Below are 15,791 nucleotides of genomic sequence, written 5' to 3'. Positions count from 1 at the left end.
GAGGGGCATAAAGTGATAAATAATAAAAAAATTTTAAAACTTATATCTTTCGTTCTTATTATTTTTAGTATTTGTACTTTTTTTTATTTAACACAGGTACTTTTAGAGAATGGATATAATCAATTATATATATTACCATTTTCGTTTTTAATTTGTTTTTTATTATTTTTGAAACCTGTTTTCTTGAATAGACAAAGCATTTTTGTTAACGTTTTTATTGCATCTATCTTTGCTAGATATGTGATACTTCCTTTTTTAATGACTTTAACAAATTACTACTACTATAGTAGATCAATAAACCCACCAAATAGTGAATCTATTAGAAAAGCAATTTTTTTAATGTCATATGAATTATTCATCGTTTCAATTGCACTACTTTTTATATTTTATTTCTTTAGTGATAATCATACTAAGAGAAAAGAAAGGTACAATTTGGTTACTGATAAGATTACATATAAAGAACATAATCCTAAATTTATATTTGCTACTAATAATATAGGATATTTTGGATTCTTTATGCTGACCACAATTTTAATCATACTTTTTCCTTCTACCTTATTAAATTTTAATTTTCTAAGTACTGATGAAAGCCTAGTTTCTAGCTTTTCAGAGGGAGGGCTATTGTATTCTATTGTTGTTTATTGCATAATGACTCTGAAAAATTTGCTATTTGTTTCGCTAATTTACATATTTGGTAAGATTTACAACAATAGAAGAAATTATTTTTGGGTTTTAATGTCACTTATTTTGGTGTTTCTAAACACTTCGATTTTTTATGGAATTAGTAGAATTGATATAATAATTACAGCCATAACTTCTATGATTATTTTTAATGGAGTATTCAAAATGAAAAAAAAATTTATACCTATTATAATTATGTCTTTGATAGTTATTGGTATTTTTCAGTCAGTAACAATAGCTAGAGGTATTGTTGGAGTAAAAGAAAGTACATCAGTATTCTGGGATATTACGGACAAGTTAAGTGTTTATTTAGGTGGACCATACAATGTAGCTATGGCCATCGAGACTGCGGAAATTTTTCCTGAATCTCGCCACCTGTCTGTTTTTCTATTTGATATATTTCGACCAATGATAGGTATTAATGTATTTGTTAAAGATTTACCACTTTTTTACTCAAATATTTATTTTAATGAAAGAATATTTTATGGTATTAGAGTTACTCAAATCATACCTATGATAGGACAGGGATATTTATTTTTTGGGTTTTTTGGAGCACCAATTATTAGTATTTTATTCATTTGGATTGCTAAAAAGTTTACAGAAATTACTTTAAAACTTGAAAATATTAGGATAGAAATTTTGTATATAATTACATTGAGCTGTATTAGATTAGGATTTATGCTTGGTCAAAATACGATGAACCAGGTGAATGATATGTCAATGAATTTATTTCTATTCTTGATAGTGTATTGGATAAATAATAATTTAGTATTTAAGAAATTAAAATAATATTGTTTTTTAGATTTAGGAGGTATATTTGTGAAAAAAAGTTTAAGAACTTATAATTTTTTAAGATATAATTTTCCGATATATTTGATTAATTTATGTACTTCCTTGTTACCTAACTGTGTAGAATCTAATATAATTAGAGGTTGGTTAATGAGACCATTTTTTAAAAGATGTGGTAAAAACTTCCAAATAGCTTCAGGTGTTACTATTAATGTGAGCAGAAATATGGAAATTGGAAATGATGTATACATTGCACATAATAGTTGGATTAATGCATCAGGTGGATTAAAAATTGGAGATGGAGTTGTAATTTCACCAATGGTGGTTGTTGCAACGACTAAGCATATATATATAAATGGTAAGATATCGCCCAAATCTCAGACGGCACCAATTGTAATTGGTGATTTTTCTTGGATAGCTAGTAATTCGGTCATTACTAGTGGAACTACAATAGGAAAAGGCTGTATTGTAGGAGCATGTTCATCTGTTACTCAAACTGTTGATAACTATTGGTTTGTAGGCGGAGTACCAGCGAAACCTATAAAAAAATTGCATAATAATGATGTTTAATTTTAAAGGGGGGATATTTGTGAGATTAAATAATATATATGCAATATCAGCCATTAAAAAACTATGGTCAATTATATTCGGTTTTGGTGCAACAGTTTTGATAACTAGATATTTGGGCCCGACATTAAAAGGTGAATATTCATATATACTAAATATTGTAAGCATTGTGTTTGTAATTTTAAATTTAGGAATTGCAAATATTTATCCCAATTATAGAAGAAAACATTCAGAATTATATTTATCAACTTTTTTATCTTTGATAATTACAATATTTTTGTTTTTAATATTTATTTACTTTATTTGTTTAGTTTTTGTAGAAGATTTCACAATTCGGTCGATTTTACTGCTTTCTATAATTTGTGTGTTATCGTTTCAACTTAATTATATAAATCTAGTGGAAAATATTAAAGTTAATGCTATATCTTATATAGTGTCATCAGCGTTTAATTTTATATTATCCTTAATTGTATTTTGGGTTTTCGACAAGCATTTAATTATAGCATTGTGTATATTTGGCATTAAAGAAATAATAATAATAGTATTTAATTTAATTAGCCTTAAAGATAAATTTGATTTTAAAAAAGTAGATATAAAATTATGGTTAACATTGATTTCAAAAGGATCTATCCCCATGCTAACTACTCTATTAGTTACTTTGAATTACAGAGCAGATATTGTAATATTAAATAAATTAAACGTTGAATATTTTCTTATTGGAATTTATGCTACTGGATTAGCTGTTGCGGAATATACTTGGATAGTTCCAGATATCTTTAAGGATGTACTAATAAACAAGACAGCAAAGTCAGACTCTATAGAAAGTCTTACTTTTTCAATTAGAGCATCTACAAGTATATTATGTGTGATTTACATTGGATTTTTATTTTTAGGGAAATTTTTTATTTCTACAGTTTTTGGTATGGAGTTTATATTGTCATATCCTATTACAATGATAATATACTTTGGAACTTTTAGTATGGTTTATACTAAATTACTAGGAACCATATATATTGCTAGTGGAAAATGGTTTTTTTACTTTGTGGTTTTGTTAACAAGTGTTATAGTTAATATATTTTGCAACTTTTTAACAATTCCTTTATTTGGCATATATGGTGCAGCTTTATCATCGATAATATCCTATTTTTTAGCAGGAGTTTCTTTTTTGATTAAATTTAAAAAAGACTATAATGTTAACGTAAATCAACTTCTACTTCTAAATAAAGAAGATTTTTTGAAAATTATAAAACTCTTAAAAAAAGGTTTAGTGATTTAATTAATTTGTAAAAATATTTTATTAGGCCTGAATATAAAGGCTTTTTTAAAATTATAAAGAAATGGAGAGCCATATTTATTTGAAACATATTTTGTAGTTGATTTTTTCTAGAAAAATTAATACTACGATTTTTTATAAAGGCAGGGTGGTAAATCGGATAGCAGTGGAATATAACTATTTTTATTTATAAGTTGATTTTGTATCACTTGCTATGGATTGGAATAGTACCCCTTTCCTTAATACTAATAATTAAATTGTTTACAGCATTTTTAAACCTTAAAATTTTGAAATTGTCAGGAAGTTTTCTGTTAATAAATAAGTCTAAAGCTTCTAAATACTGTAGGTTATTTCTACTTGTATAGATAAATTAGGTATATAATATTTTGAGGTTTTTAGTAAACCCTCAAAGATTGATAAAGCACGAGATGATATAAAAGTTTCTTGTGAAAAAAGTGGGAAAAAGTATAGTTATTGAATGTTATTTACTGGCAGTTAGATAGGGTAATTTTAATTAAATTCCAAAGGGGGAAGTTATATGTCAATTCTTATCACTGGTGGAGCAGGATATATTGGCTCGCATACAGTCAAATACTTTTTAGAACGAAATGAAGATGTGATTATAGTTGACAATTTACAAAATGGATATAAAAAATCTACTCAAATAAATAAGTTTTATGAAGTAGATATTAGAAATAAAGAAAAGTTAGATAGGATATTCAAGACTCATAAAATAGATGCGGTAATTCACTTTGCTGCTAATTCATTAGTAGGCGAAAGCATGGAGAAACCATATGAGTATTATAATAACAATGTATTTGGGATGATGTGTCTGCTAGATGTTATGAAAGAAAATAATGTGAATAAAATCGTATTTTCTTCTACAGCAGCTACATATGGTGAGCCTAAGAATATTCCTATACTTGAAGAAGATGAGACAAAACCAACAAATACATATGGCGAAACTAAAATAGCTATGGAAAAAATGATGAAATGGTTTGATCAAGCTTATGGGATTAAGTATGTTTCCCTACGATACTTTAATGCAGCAGGAGCCCATGAAAGTGGGATGATCGGAGAAGCTCATAATCCTGAAACTCATTTAATACCACTTATTCTTCAAGTGCCGTTGGGAAAAAGAGAAAAAATATTTATGTTTGGTGATGATTATCGTACTAATGATGGAACTTGTGTAAGAGATTATATTCACGTTATGGATTTAGCTTCTGCGCATTATCAGGCTTTAGAATATTTAAGAAAAGGCAAGCGTAGTGATATTTTTAACCTTGGTAATGGGAATGGTTATTCCGTTAAAGAAGTAATTGAGATGACGAGAAAAGTAACTGGCCATCCTATACCTTCTGAAGTAAAAGAAAGAAGAGCAGGCGACCCAGCTATTTTAATTGCTTCATCAGAGAAGGCAAAGAAAATTTTAGGCTGGAAGCCACAATTTGATTCATTAGAAAAGATCATAGAAGATGCTTGGAATTGGCATAGCAATAATCCAAACGGATATAAAGAATAGATTTTAAAAGTAAAGGGGGAAATACAATGAACGTACGTAAGGCAATAATACCAGCAGCAGGATTAGGGACTAGGTTTTTACCTGCAACAAAAGCACAGCCAAAGGAAATGTTACCTATAGTAGATAAACCTACATTACAATATATAATAGAAGAAGCAGTAGCTTCTGGAATAGAAGAGATTTTGATTATAACAGGTCGTAACAAAAAAAGCATAGAGGATCATTTTGATAAATCAGTAGAGCTTGAATTAGAACTGGAAAAGAAAAATAAAAAAGATATGCTAGAAGAAGTAAGAAATATATCCGATATGGTAAATATCCACTATATTCGCCAAAAGGAACCTAAAGGCCTTGGTCATGCTATACACTGTGCTAAATCCTTTATAGGAAATGAACCCTTTGCTGTACTTCTAGGAGATGATATAGTAGATGCAGAAGTTCCTTGCTTAAAGCAAATGATAGAAAAATATAATGAGTATAAAACTAGTGTATTAGGAGTTCAAGTAGTAAAGAAAGAAGATGTATCTAAGTATGGAATAGTAGATGGAAAATTCATTGAGGATGGAGTATATAAAGTAAAAGATTTAGTAGAAAAGCCAGATATGGATAAAGCACCTTCTAATGTGGCTATATTAGGCAGGTACATAATAAATCCTAGAATATTTGAAATATTAGAGAATACTAAGCCTGGAAAAGGTGGCGAGATTCAGCTTACAGATGCATTAAAGGAATTAGTAAGTGAAGAAGCCATGTATGCTTATGTATTTGAAGGTAAGAGATATGATGTGGGGAATAAATTAGGATTTTTAGAAGCAACTACAGAGTTTGCTTTAAAAAGACCTGATTTAAGAGAAGCATACTTATCTTATTTAGAGAATATAATAGCAGAGGAAAAGGGCTTAACGACAAATAAAGAGGTTGCAGCTAGCAAGGAGTTGTAGTGTCATTGTATTTAAACAAATTTTTTAATAATAAATTAATAGCATGGACACTAGTTATATTATGGTGTATATGTATATTTGCCTTCTCCAGTGACAACGCGGAGAAATCTTCTGCAAAAAGCAAAGCTGTAGCACAAAAGGTGGTAGAAGTGGCAAAGACAATTTCATCTAATAATAAATTAACTATAAAAGGGAATCTTGAGCATTATATAAGAAAATTAGCTCATATGTCAGAATATTTTATTCTGGCTTTTCTTGTATGCAATGCCTTAAAATATACAGGTCTAAGAGTTCAAGGCCAGATCATATATTCAATATTATTTGTGCTCATATATGCATCATTAGATGAATATCATCAAACCTTTGTACCTGGGAGAGATGGAAAACCCTTTGATGTTTTTATAGATTCCTTTGGGGGAATATTAGGAATTTGTGCATATAGGATAATTACACGGTTTAAGGAGAGAAGAACATGAAGAAAAGAAATATTATATTTACTTTAATATTGAGCATTTGTATAATTTTTACTGGATGCTCTAATAAGAAAGAAGGAAAAAAGGAAGTAGTACAAGAAACTAAAAAGATAGAAGAAAAAAATATAGAAAAAGTTAAAGAAGATGTGCCAGAGAAGAAAGAGATAAAAGAAGAAAATAAGGAAGAAGAAAAAATAGAAGAGCCTAAGGTTGAAAAGAAGGTAGAAAAGCCTATAAATAAAGAAGTAAAAAATACAGAACCACCAAAAACTGGAGAAGTGAAAGAAGAGCCTGTACAGGTAGTAGTAAATAAAGAAGAAAATAAACAAGAAAATGTATCAACTGAAATTGTAGAAGAAGTGAAAGAAGAGGTAAAAGAAGAAGTAGTAAAACCTTCTGAGGAAGAGATTATAACTAAATATACGTTAGCGATGGAAGGTTTAAGAATTGGATTTGAGGGAAAGTTAAAAGCCCTTATGGGAGAGGCTAGAGCAGAATATATGTCTTATCCAGAAGAAGAAAGAGGATCGAAAAAAATATCTCTAGGATTAAAATACTTGAGAAAAGCTAATGCATTAGAGGATGAGTGTGACAATGAAGTAGAGGTTGTTTTAAGTGATTTAAAAAATGAATTAATAGAAAATGAATATGATACGAAAATTGTTCAAGACATGAAGGTTGCATACGACACTGAAAAAAGTGAAAAAAGGTCCGCATTAATGAAAAAAGCATTAAAAAAGGAATAAAGGACTATTGACATGAAAATACATTTGTGGAAAAATATATGTAAGAATAACTCGAAATTTAATGTGCGAAAATTAATGTGTGGAGTGTTGGTGGTAGAATGAGTAATTACGTAAGAAATTTAAAATCTGCAATGCACAAGATGAAAAGAGATCAATCTTTAGCAGGGAATCAACTAATATTTAAAGAAAAAGAAGCCTTAGTATTAACAGGCGCAATATTATTTATACCTATTTGTGCATTAGTATTTAGTGTAATTGTGAAAAACTAGAGAGTTTGGTGTGGGAGATAAAGAACTTAAGAGGGAAACCTTTTAAGTACTTTATCTTTTTTTTATGCAGATTTTTATCTAGATAGAAAAATAACAAGAAATGTAGAAAAATATAGAAAAAATAAGAAAAAAATGGTATCATCTTACAGGAGATAAAAAGAAAATTATAAAGCGCGGAGGGAAATGACATGAAAAGTATAAAAAAGACATTGATGATTTATATTTTCTGCTTGGTAATGGTAAGTGTTAATATATTAGGTATAGCAGCTTATATGAATTCTTCTAATGCTCTTATAACAAATGAGAAGAAGAATCTATTAGCCATAGCAAAGGAATCATCTAAAGTATTTGAAAGTCGTATAACGGCAGAACTACATCAATTAGAGAAAATTGCTATTAGAGATGAAGTTGTAAATTCTCAAATATCTATGGAAGAAAAAATGACTTTTTTAAAGGAACAAGCATCTATACATGGATACAATATAATGGACATTATAGATCTTAATGGTCACGCTGTGGCTACCAATGGAAGCACTTATGAACTAAAGGAAAGAGAATACTTTAAAAGAGCAATAAAGGGAGAGAGTAATGTATCAAACCCTATAGTAAGCAAAGAAGATGGATCTACTGTAATAGTATTAGCAGTACCTATGAAAGAAAATGGAATAATAACAAGTGTTCTTGCAGTTATACAAAATGGAGATTTTTTAAGTAATATGATCAAAGATGTGAAAATTGGTGAAACTGGATATGCCTATATGGTAGATGAAAGGGGAGGCGTAGTAGCACATAAGGATAATGAATTAGTAGTAAGTAGATATAATGTAATAGATGAAGTTGCAAATGATCCAGGTTTAGAAGAACTTTCACGACTTACAAAGAGAATGATTAAAGATGAAATGGATGCAGGTGAATATACTTTTAGGGGAGAAGAAAAGTTCTTAGGATTTACTCCTATTAAGGGAACTAATTGGAAATTAGCCATAGTAGCTACTCAAGATGAAGTATTAGGAGAATTAGACTCTTTAGGAGAGAGTATGCTATTATGGAGTGGAATTGTACTAGTATTAGGACTAGCTATGGCATATTTATTAGGATCACACATAGGAAAACCTATAGGACTAGTTACAACTCACGCAAATAAATTAGCAAATGGTGATTTAAGTGACAATGTGGAAGAAAAACTATTAAAGAGAAAAGATGAAGTGGGTCAACTAGCTAGTGCATTTAATCTTATGAATGATAGTTTTAGAGACATGATTAATAGTATTAAGGATAGTTCAGAACAATTACATATATCAGCAGAAAACTTTATTAAGGTATCAGAGGAAATGTCCTATGCTTCAGAAGATGTATCTAAGACAGCAGAGGAAATAGCATCAGGAGCCACGAGTCAAGCTAGAGATACGGAGAGTGGCTCAGAAAAACTGAATCTACTAGGTGAAGATATAGAAAAAAATCAAGAATATATGAAAGAATTAAATGAAAGCATAAAAAGAGTAGAAAGTTTCGTTGAATCAGGATTAAATATAGTAAATGATTTAAATAAAAAGGCAGATGAAAGTGATAGAGCTGTAAAGGAAGTATATGATGGTATATTAGAAACTAATAGAAGTTCAGAAAAAATTGGTCAAGCAAGTGAAGTTATTAGTTCCATAGCAGAACAAACTAATTTACTTGCCCTAAATGCAGCTATTGAAGCGGCAAGAGCCGGGGAGGCAGGTAAAGGTTTTGCAGTTGTAGCAGAAGAAATAAGAAAATTGGCAGAACAATCATCCATGTCTACTAGTCAGATAGATGAGGCTGTAAGTGAACTCCAAAGAAATTCTAGTGCATCAGTTCACACTATAGAGAAGGTTCTAAATATAATAGAAGAACAACAAGTGAGTACTAAAAATACCGGTGAAAAATATAAGGAAATTGAAGTGGCTATAGATAGTACATCCCATAGCATTGAAAGATTAAATGAATCTTCTGGAGAAATGGAAAACAGGAAAAAAGCTCTCCTAGACGTAATGGGAAATCTATCAGCAGTAGCCCAACAAAATGCCGCATCAACAGAAGAAGTATCTGCATCTATGGAAGAACAAAGTGCTACCATGGAAGAAGTGGCTAATTCTAGTAGAAGCTTAAGGGATTTATCTAATAATCTAAAAGAGAATATTTCAAAATTTAAAATATAATCAGAGACTAAATACTAAAGACTAGGCTTAGCCTAGTCTTTTAATTATATATAGAATTAATTCTCCTTTATGTGGGGAAAATGTAATTAAATATTAGTAAAAAGAAGTGAAGTATATGACTAAAAATAAAAAGATAATAATATTTTCATGGACCCTTGTTATTCTCTGGATGGGTCTAATATTTAGTTTATCAAATCAAGTGACAAATGAGTCTAATGGTCTGAGTAAAAGGGTCACAGAGATAATTATTAAAACAGTAGGTCAGATTATTCCCATAGGGATTGAAAGCAGTACTACAACAGATTTAGTATCACAGTTTAATCATATAATACGAAAATTTGCCCATGGTGGAGTTTATTTTGTACTAGGCATATTAGTATTAAAAGCTCTTTACGTAAGTGGTGTTAAAGGATATAAGGCATTTATTTTTGCTTTTATAATCTGTATTTTATATGCCATCAGTGATGAAATACATCAATTTTATGTGCCTGGAAGGGGACCTCAGGTAAGAGATGTGTGTATAGATAGTTTTGGAGCTTTTCTGGGAATTGGATTAATACACAAAAAATGTTGGAGATAATGGTATTTCCAGCATTTTATTTTTGTAAAAAATCAATTTTGGATTACAATATTTTACAATGAATTGTCTATGATAAAATCTTATATGATGTAAGATTTGGAAACAATAGTCTTATATAGGAGATTATATGAGGAGGTTTTTATGAGGACGAAGATTCTGATTCTTGCCTTTTTAATTGGTATAGTACTAATATATGGGGGAATTTTTAATAAGGAGAAAGAAGAAATTGAAAAAGAGACTATAGAAGAAATAATAAATACCTACACAAATAAGATGGAAGACCTTAAAAGTTCTTTTGAAACAAAGCTGGTAAACCTCATAGAAGAAGCTAAAGCAGAATACTATTCTTATCCTGAGGAGGAAAGGGAAAGTAAAAAAATGTCTCTAGGCTTAAAATATTTAAGACGGGCAAATGAATTAGAGGGGATGTGTGATGTGGAAGTAGATCGTATATTGAGGGAATTTAAAAAGAAATTGAAAGATAATGATTATGATACTCACGTAGTTTTAGAAGTGAAAAATGCTTATGATAAAGAAAAAAGTGAAAAAAGAAAAGAACTTCTCCAAAAGGCCCTAAATATGGAATAAAAGATCATTCACATAGCCTTATACAAATAAGGACATTGTATAGAACAGCAGTAGTATATCAAATGCAGTATCAATAGATGAAGCATCTAACTCAAGTATAAGATTAAAATATGTATCTAATAATCTAAAAGAGAATATTTCAAAATTTAAAATATAATCTTTATAAGAACCTAGAGTGAAAATTTACTCTAGGTTTCAAAATGTGACAAATTATGATGTTCACAATATGTTATTCTACAGTTTGGGAGGGATGAATGTGAAAAGAACTTTTAAGACAATTTGTGTTAGCATGCTGATTTTATCCATGTTATTTTCAGTAACTTATGCTAGTTCAGATAATACTATAACTAAACGTGCTTACATTGGAATCAATCAAAAGTTAATAGGAGAAGAGGCTCCTGTACTCAAAATTGAAAATGATGGTGATGATTTTGATGACAGTGAAACTATTGTATTAAAACTAGATAATGCTAAATGGTTAGAGGATGGAGATTTTGAAAGTGGTACCTTTGAAGAGCATATGAATAAGGATTCTTATATAGACAAGTTCAGAGGAAATACAGTATCAAGTAGTGTATATATTGAAAAGATAGATGATATAACTGTTAGGGCAAAAGTATATAATGTGGAAGATGAGGAGGAAGTAAGAATTCCTCTATATACTAAGCCAACAAATGCAGGAGATATGATAGTACACATAGATAGTTTGAGTAACACAATTACTGAAGAAGATATAGTTTATGGTAGTGTGAAAGATAACGGTTTTTTTATAAAAATCAGTGGACCTGATTTCTTCTTTGAGGATGAGAAAATATATAATATAGGACATATTAAGATAGAAGAAGCTATTAAGCAAAGTTTTCCTAATGAAGAAGGAATTATAAAAATAGAATTACAAGAAGGTTTTAAATGGATTGAACCAGGGAATATTAATACAGATGATTTTATAGGCAAAAAGGAAGCAAAAATAATAGATGATAGCATTTTAAATGTCATAGTAGATTTTTCAAAGGAAGTTGATGATGATAAATATCATAGTATTAAGCTAAGCAATGCAAAAATACAAGCTGTAGATCAGATAAATAATTACGAAGAAGAGTTTGTTTATGCTCAAATATCTAGTGATATTATAGACATTATAGAAGCAAACCCACTTTTCCTAGGGATACATAATAAGGATAAAATGATATACTACTTAGAAAAGGATTTTTCAGTAGAACAAAAAGTAGGTCAAGTAATAGTAGACTTTAACAAACTACAATTAAAAAATAAGTATACAGTAAGAGATATAGTTTATGGAAAAGAAAATTATGATTGGATACTAGTAAATGAAAATGAATTTGAAGAGGCCTATGAATCACCGAATAATCAAAAAAAATATAAAATAACCAATGGAAAAATAATTATAGATGAATCGCTAAAAAAAGGAAAATACATATTGTTTTCACCAGAAATGATGAGTAAATTATACTTTTATAAAAAAGTAAGTAAAGATGATTTAAAATTAAAATTTGAGTTAATGGTAGATACGACAAGAAAAAGAACTTCTAGTGGATCATCTGGTGGTGGAAGATCCTCTAAGCCAAAGGCGACTATTTCAGAAAAGGGAAATAAAGCAAGCGTTAAAATAGACAAGAAGAATATGGACACCTTCATTAAAGAATCTAAAGGTGATAGTTATATTAATGTACCAATAACAACAGACAAAGAAGAAGTAGAATTGACTTTAAACTCAGATATATTGAAGGAAGTTGAGAAGGAAATCAGAATGGAAAATAAGGATTTAGTAATGATCCTTAAAAAAGATGTATTAGACAATCTAAAAAAAGATAACGAAGATGTAAGGATAGGACTAAATAAGAAACCTATGATAGAATCTATGAATACTCTAAAGAGTAGTAAATATTCTAAAATATATACTCAAGTATTTAAAGTGGATGCGAGTAATGACATAGGAAGAATACCAGTTATATATAATACTAAAATCCAAAACAGAAAAATGACTAATGTATTTGTAATAGGTAAAGATAGTAAACTACATTTTGTACCATCTACAGTAGAAGAAAATTCCATAAAATTTGAAGCAGATGAGGACAAGGAATATGTAATAATAGAAAAAAATATATCATTTAATGATTTAAATAGTCATTGGGCTAAGGACGCAGTAGAAGGTTTAGCTTCAAAGAATATTATATCTGGATTTGAAAATGGAGAGTTTAAACCAGATGATAATTTAGACAGAGCACAGATGGCAACTATCTTAGTAAAGGCTTTAGGACTTGATACATTTAATGAAGATAACAATAAAGTATTTGAAGATATGGACACTACTAATTGGGCAAGTGAGTATGTATATCTGGCTAAAGAAAATGGATTAATAAATGGAGTAGGAAATAACAAATTTAATCCAAATGGAAATATAACAGGGGAACAATTAATCCAAGTAGCCATAAATGCATATGAGAAGAATAATAAGAAAATAGAAGTGACGAAGGAAGAAATAGAAAAAATAAATGGTTCTAGTGATTGGGCAAAGATTGCCATAGCAAAAGCTAAAAAATTAGGACTTGAAGATAATATCCTAGAAGAATTGTCATATAAGGGCAATGCAAAAAGAAGCCAAGCGGCTGCAATTATAAGTGAATTGATTAAAGACTAGGCATATGCCTAGTCTTTTTATGTACTAATTTATAAATTTGATATAAAATGACAAATTATGACATTGGAAATGTGCTATTCTACAATTTGGGAGGGATGAATGTGAAAAGAACTTTTAGGATAATTTGTGCTAGTGTACTGATTTTATCCATGCTATTTTCAGTAACTTATGCTAGTTCAGATAATAGTGTCAACAGAATTATAGATATAGCAACTGATCAAAAGATAATAGGACCAAACGCACCTATACTAAAGATTGAAAATGATGAAAATGATTTTTATGAAATTGAAAAATTTAAATTAAAATTAGAAAATGCTACGTGGTTAGATGATGATGATTTTGAAAGTGGTACCTTTGAAGAAAACATGAATAAGGATTCTTACATATACGAGTTTGGAGAAGGTACTGTAGGTAGTAGTGTCTATATAGAAAAAAGAAGCGACAGAACTGTTAAGGTAGAAGTATATAATGTTGGACATGATAATCAAATAAGGATTCCTCTGTATACTAAACCAGTAGGGGAAGGATCTATGAATGTAGAAGTAGAGTCTTATAGTCATACTATTAGTGAGGTTATTTTAACATATGCCTTTTCAGCACATAAAGATATCATAATATACTTCAATTCGGAAAGCTCTTTTAAAGATAAAGAAATAGGTAACATACCAGGTCTTAAAATAGAGGAAACTGTCAGTGGAAGTTTTCCTAATAAGGAAGGAACTATACAGATAAAATTACAAGAAGGTTTTAAATGGGTGGAACCAGGATATATTCATACAGATGAATTTACAGGTAAAAAAGAAGTAAATATAGTAGATGATAATACTTTAAATATAATATTAGATTTTTCAAAAAAATCTAATAACTATATTTGTCGTTCAGTTGAATTGAGAAATGCTAAGATAGAGGCTATAGACCAAGTTAACAACTATGAAGAAAAAGTAGCTAAAATTACAATATCTAGTGATGATATAGATGCTATAGACACAACGAAAATTTGGGCTGCAAAACACACTAAAGACAAAATGATATACCATTTAGAAAAGGACTTTTCTGTGGAACAAAAAGTAGGTAAAGTAATATTAGACTTTAAAAAACTACAATTAAAAAATGAATATACAGTAACAGATATAGTTTATGAAAAAGAAGATTATGATTGGGTAGTAGTAAAAGAAAATGAATTTGAAGAGGTTTATGAATCATTAGATACACAAAAAAAATACAAAATAAATAACGGAAAAATAACTATAGATAAATCATTAAAAAGTGGAAAATATATATTATTTTCACCTGAGTTAATTTCAAAATTAAAATATAAAAAAATGGGTTTGGACGACATAAATCTTAAATTTGAGTTAACGGTAGATACGCAAAGAAAACGAAATTCTAGTGGATCATCTGGTGGTGGAGGCTCTTCTAAACCAAAGGCGACTATTTCAGAAAAGGGAAATAGAGCAAGTGCTAAAATAGATAAAAGAAATATGGACACCTTCATTAAAGAATCTAAAGGTGATAGTTATATTAATGTACCAATAACAACAGATAAAGAAGAAGTAGAATTGACTTTAAACTCAGATACATTGAAGAAAGTTGAAAAGGAAATAAGAATGGAAAATAAGGATTTAGTAATGATCCTTAAAAAAGATGTATTAGACAATCTAAAAAAAGATAATGAAGATGTAAGCATAGAACTAAATAAGAAACCTATGGCAGAATCTATGAGTACCTTAAAGAGTAGTAAATATTCTAAAATATATACTCAAGTATTCAAAGTAGATGCGAGTAAAGACATAGGAAGAATACCAGTTATATATAATACTAAAATTAAAGACAAGAAAATGACAAACGTATTTGTATTAGGTAAAGATAACAAACTACATTTTGTACCATCTAAAGTAGAAGAAAATTCTATAAAATTTGAAGCAGATAAAGATAAGGAATATGTAATAATAGAAAAGAATGTATCATTTAATGATTTAAATAGCCATTGGGCTAAGGATGCAGTAGAAAGTCTAGCTTCAAAAAATATTATATCTGGATTTGAAAATGGAGAGTTTAAACCAGATGATAATTTAGATAGAGCTCAAATGGCAACTATTTTAGTAAAGACTTTAGGACTTGATACATTTAATGAAGATAACAATAAGGTATTTGATGATATGGACACTACTAATTGGGCAAGTGAGTATGTATACTTGGCTAAGGAAAATGAATTAATAAATGGAGTAGGAAATAATAAATTTGATCCAAATGGAAACCTAACAGGAGAACAATTAATCCAATGTACCATAAATGCATATGAGAAAAATAATGAAAAAATAGAAGTAACAAAGGAAGAAATAGAAGAGATAAGTAGTTCTAGTGATTGGGCAAAGATTGCCATAGCTAAAGCTAAAAAACTAGGACTTGAAGATAATATCCTAGAAGAATTGTCATATAAGGGAAATGCAAAAAGAAGCCAAGCGGCTGCTATTATAAGTGAATTGATTAAAGACTAGGCATACGCCTAGTCTTTTT

13 protein-coding genes are annotated in these 15,791 nt (G+C 29.2%); all 13 read left to right on the top strand.

Going from position 1 to position 15,791, the window contains the following annotated elements:
• Positions 1 to 12 precede the first annotated feature (12 nt).
• The 13 genes from CCE28_RS11075 (at position 13) to CCE28_RS11020 (ending at position 15,772) form a co-directional block, all read left to right on the top strand.
• Positions 13 to 1,470: an O-antigen polymerase gene (locus tag CCE28_RS11075; protein WP_095133772.1), complete on the top strand. Its 1,458-nt coding sequence runs from the start codon at positions 13 to 15 to the stop codon at positions 1,468 to 1,470.
• A gap of 30 nt (positions 1,471 to 1,500) precedes the next feature.
• A complete protein-coding gene (locus tag CCE28_RS11070) occupies positions 1,501 to 2,040 on the top strand; it encodes an acyltransferase (protein WP_095133771.1) in 540 nt (179 codons plus the stop codon).
• 19 nt (positions 2,041 to 2,059) lie between these two features.
• The gene (locus CCE28_RS11065) at positions 2,060 to 3,313 is read left to right on the top strand and encodes an oligosaccharide flippase family protein (RefSeq protein WP_176461777.1); all 1,254 of its coding nucleotides are present in this window, start codon (positions 2,060 to 2,062) and stop codon (positions 3,311 to 3,313) included.
• Between the two features lie 535 nt (positions 3,314 to 3,848).
• Positions 3,849 to 4,835: a UDP-glucose 4-epimerase GalE gene (gene galE / locus CCE28_RS11060; RefSeq protein ID WP_095133769.1), complete on the top strand. Its 987-nt coding sequence runs from the start codon at positions 3,849 to 3,851 to the stop codon at positions 4,833 to 4,835.
• A gap of 26 nt (positions 4,836 to 4,861) precedes the next feature.
• Entirely contained in the window at positions 4,862 to 5,776 is a 915-nt protein-coding gene (galU, locus tag CCE28_RS11055; protein WP_095133768.1) for a UTP--glucose-1-phosphate uridylyltransferase GalU, read from the top strand.
• Positions 5,777 to 5,781: 5 nt separating this feature from the next.
• Positions 5,782 to 6,252, top strand: a complete 471-nt coding sequence (locus CCE28_RS11050; protein WP_176461776.1) for a VanZ family protein — start codon at positions 5,782 to 5,784, stop codon at positions 6,250 to 6,252.
• Positions 6,249 to 6,995, top strand: a complete 747-nt coding sequence (locus CCE28_RS11045; RefSeq protein WP_095133766.1) for a hypothetical protein — start codon at positions 6,249 to 6,251, stop codon at positions 6,993 to 6,995. Before CCE28_RS11050 ends, CCE28_RS11045 begins: the two co-directional genes overlap by 4 nt.
• 98 nt (positions 6,996 to 7,093) lie before the next feature.
• Positions 7,094 to 7,264 carry a hypothetical protein gene (locus tag CCE28_RS22245; protein WP_176461775.1) on the top strand — a complete coding sequence of 57 codons (171 nt, stop codon included), beginning with the start codon at positions 7,094 to 7,096 and terminating at the stop codon, positions 7,262 to 7,264.
• Between the two features lie 188 nt (positions 7,265 to 7,452).
• Positions 7,453 to 9,447 (top strand): methyl-accepting chemotaxis protein, encoded by a 1,995-nt coding sequence (locus CCE28_RS11040; RefSeq protein WP_095133765.1) that lies wholly within the window; start codon positions 7,453 to 7,455, stop codon positions 9,445 to 9,447.
• Positions 9,448 to 9,562: 115 nt separating this feature from the next.
• Entirely contained in the window at positions 9,563 to 10,027 is a 465-nt protein-coding gene (locus tag CCE28_RS11035; protein WP_095133764.1) for a VanZ family protein, read from the top strand.
• 141 nt (positions 10,028 to 10,168) lie between these two features.
• Positions 10,169 to 10,615, top strand: a complete 447-nt coding sequence (locus tag CCE28_RS11030) for a hypothetical protein (RefSeq protein ID WP_095133763.1) — start codon at positions 10,169 to 10,171, stop codon at positions 10,613 to 10,615.
• A 256-nt stretch (positions 10,616 to 10,871) separates the two neighbouring features.
• Positions 10,872 to 13,274 (top strand): S-layer homology domain-containing protein, encoded by a 2,403-nt coding sequence (locus CCE28_RS11025; RefSeq protein WP_176461774.1) that lies wholly within the window; start codon positions 10,872 to 10,874, stop codon positions 13,272 to 13,274.
• Between the two features lie 101 nt (positions 13,275 to 13,375).
• Positions 13,376 to 15,772, top strand: a complete 2,397-nt coding sequence (locus CCE28_RS11020) for an S-layer homology domain-containing protein (protein WP_176461773.1) — start codon at positions 13,376 to 13,378, stop codon at positions 15,770 to 15,772.
• The last annotated feature ends 19 nt before the right edge of the window (positions 15,773 to 15,791 follow it).

The sequence above is a fragment of the Anaeromicrobium sediminis genome (genome assembly GCF_002270055.1).
In the GTDB taxonomy this organism is placed as follows: domain Bacteria; phylum Bacillota; class Clostridia; order Peptostreptococcales; family Thermotaleaceae; genus Anaeromicrobium; species Anaeromicrobium sediminis.
This window is presented reverse-complemented; position numbering and strand designations above follow the sequence as displayed.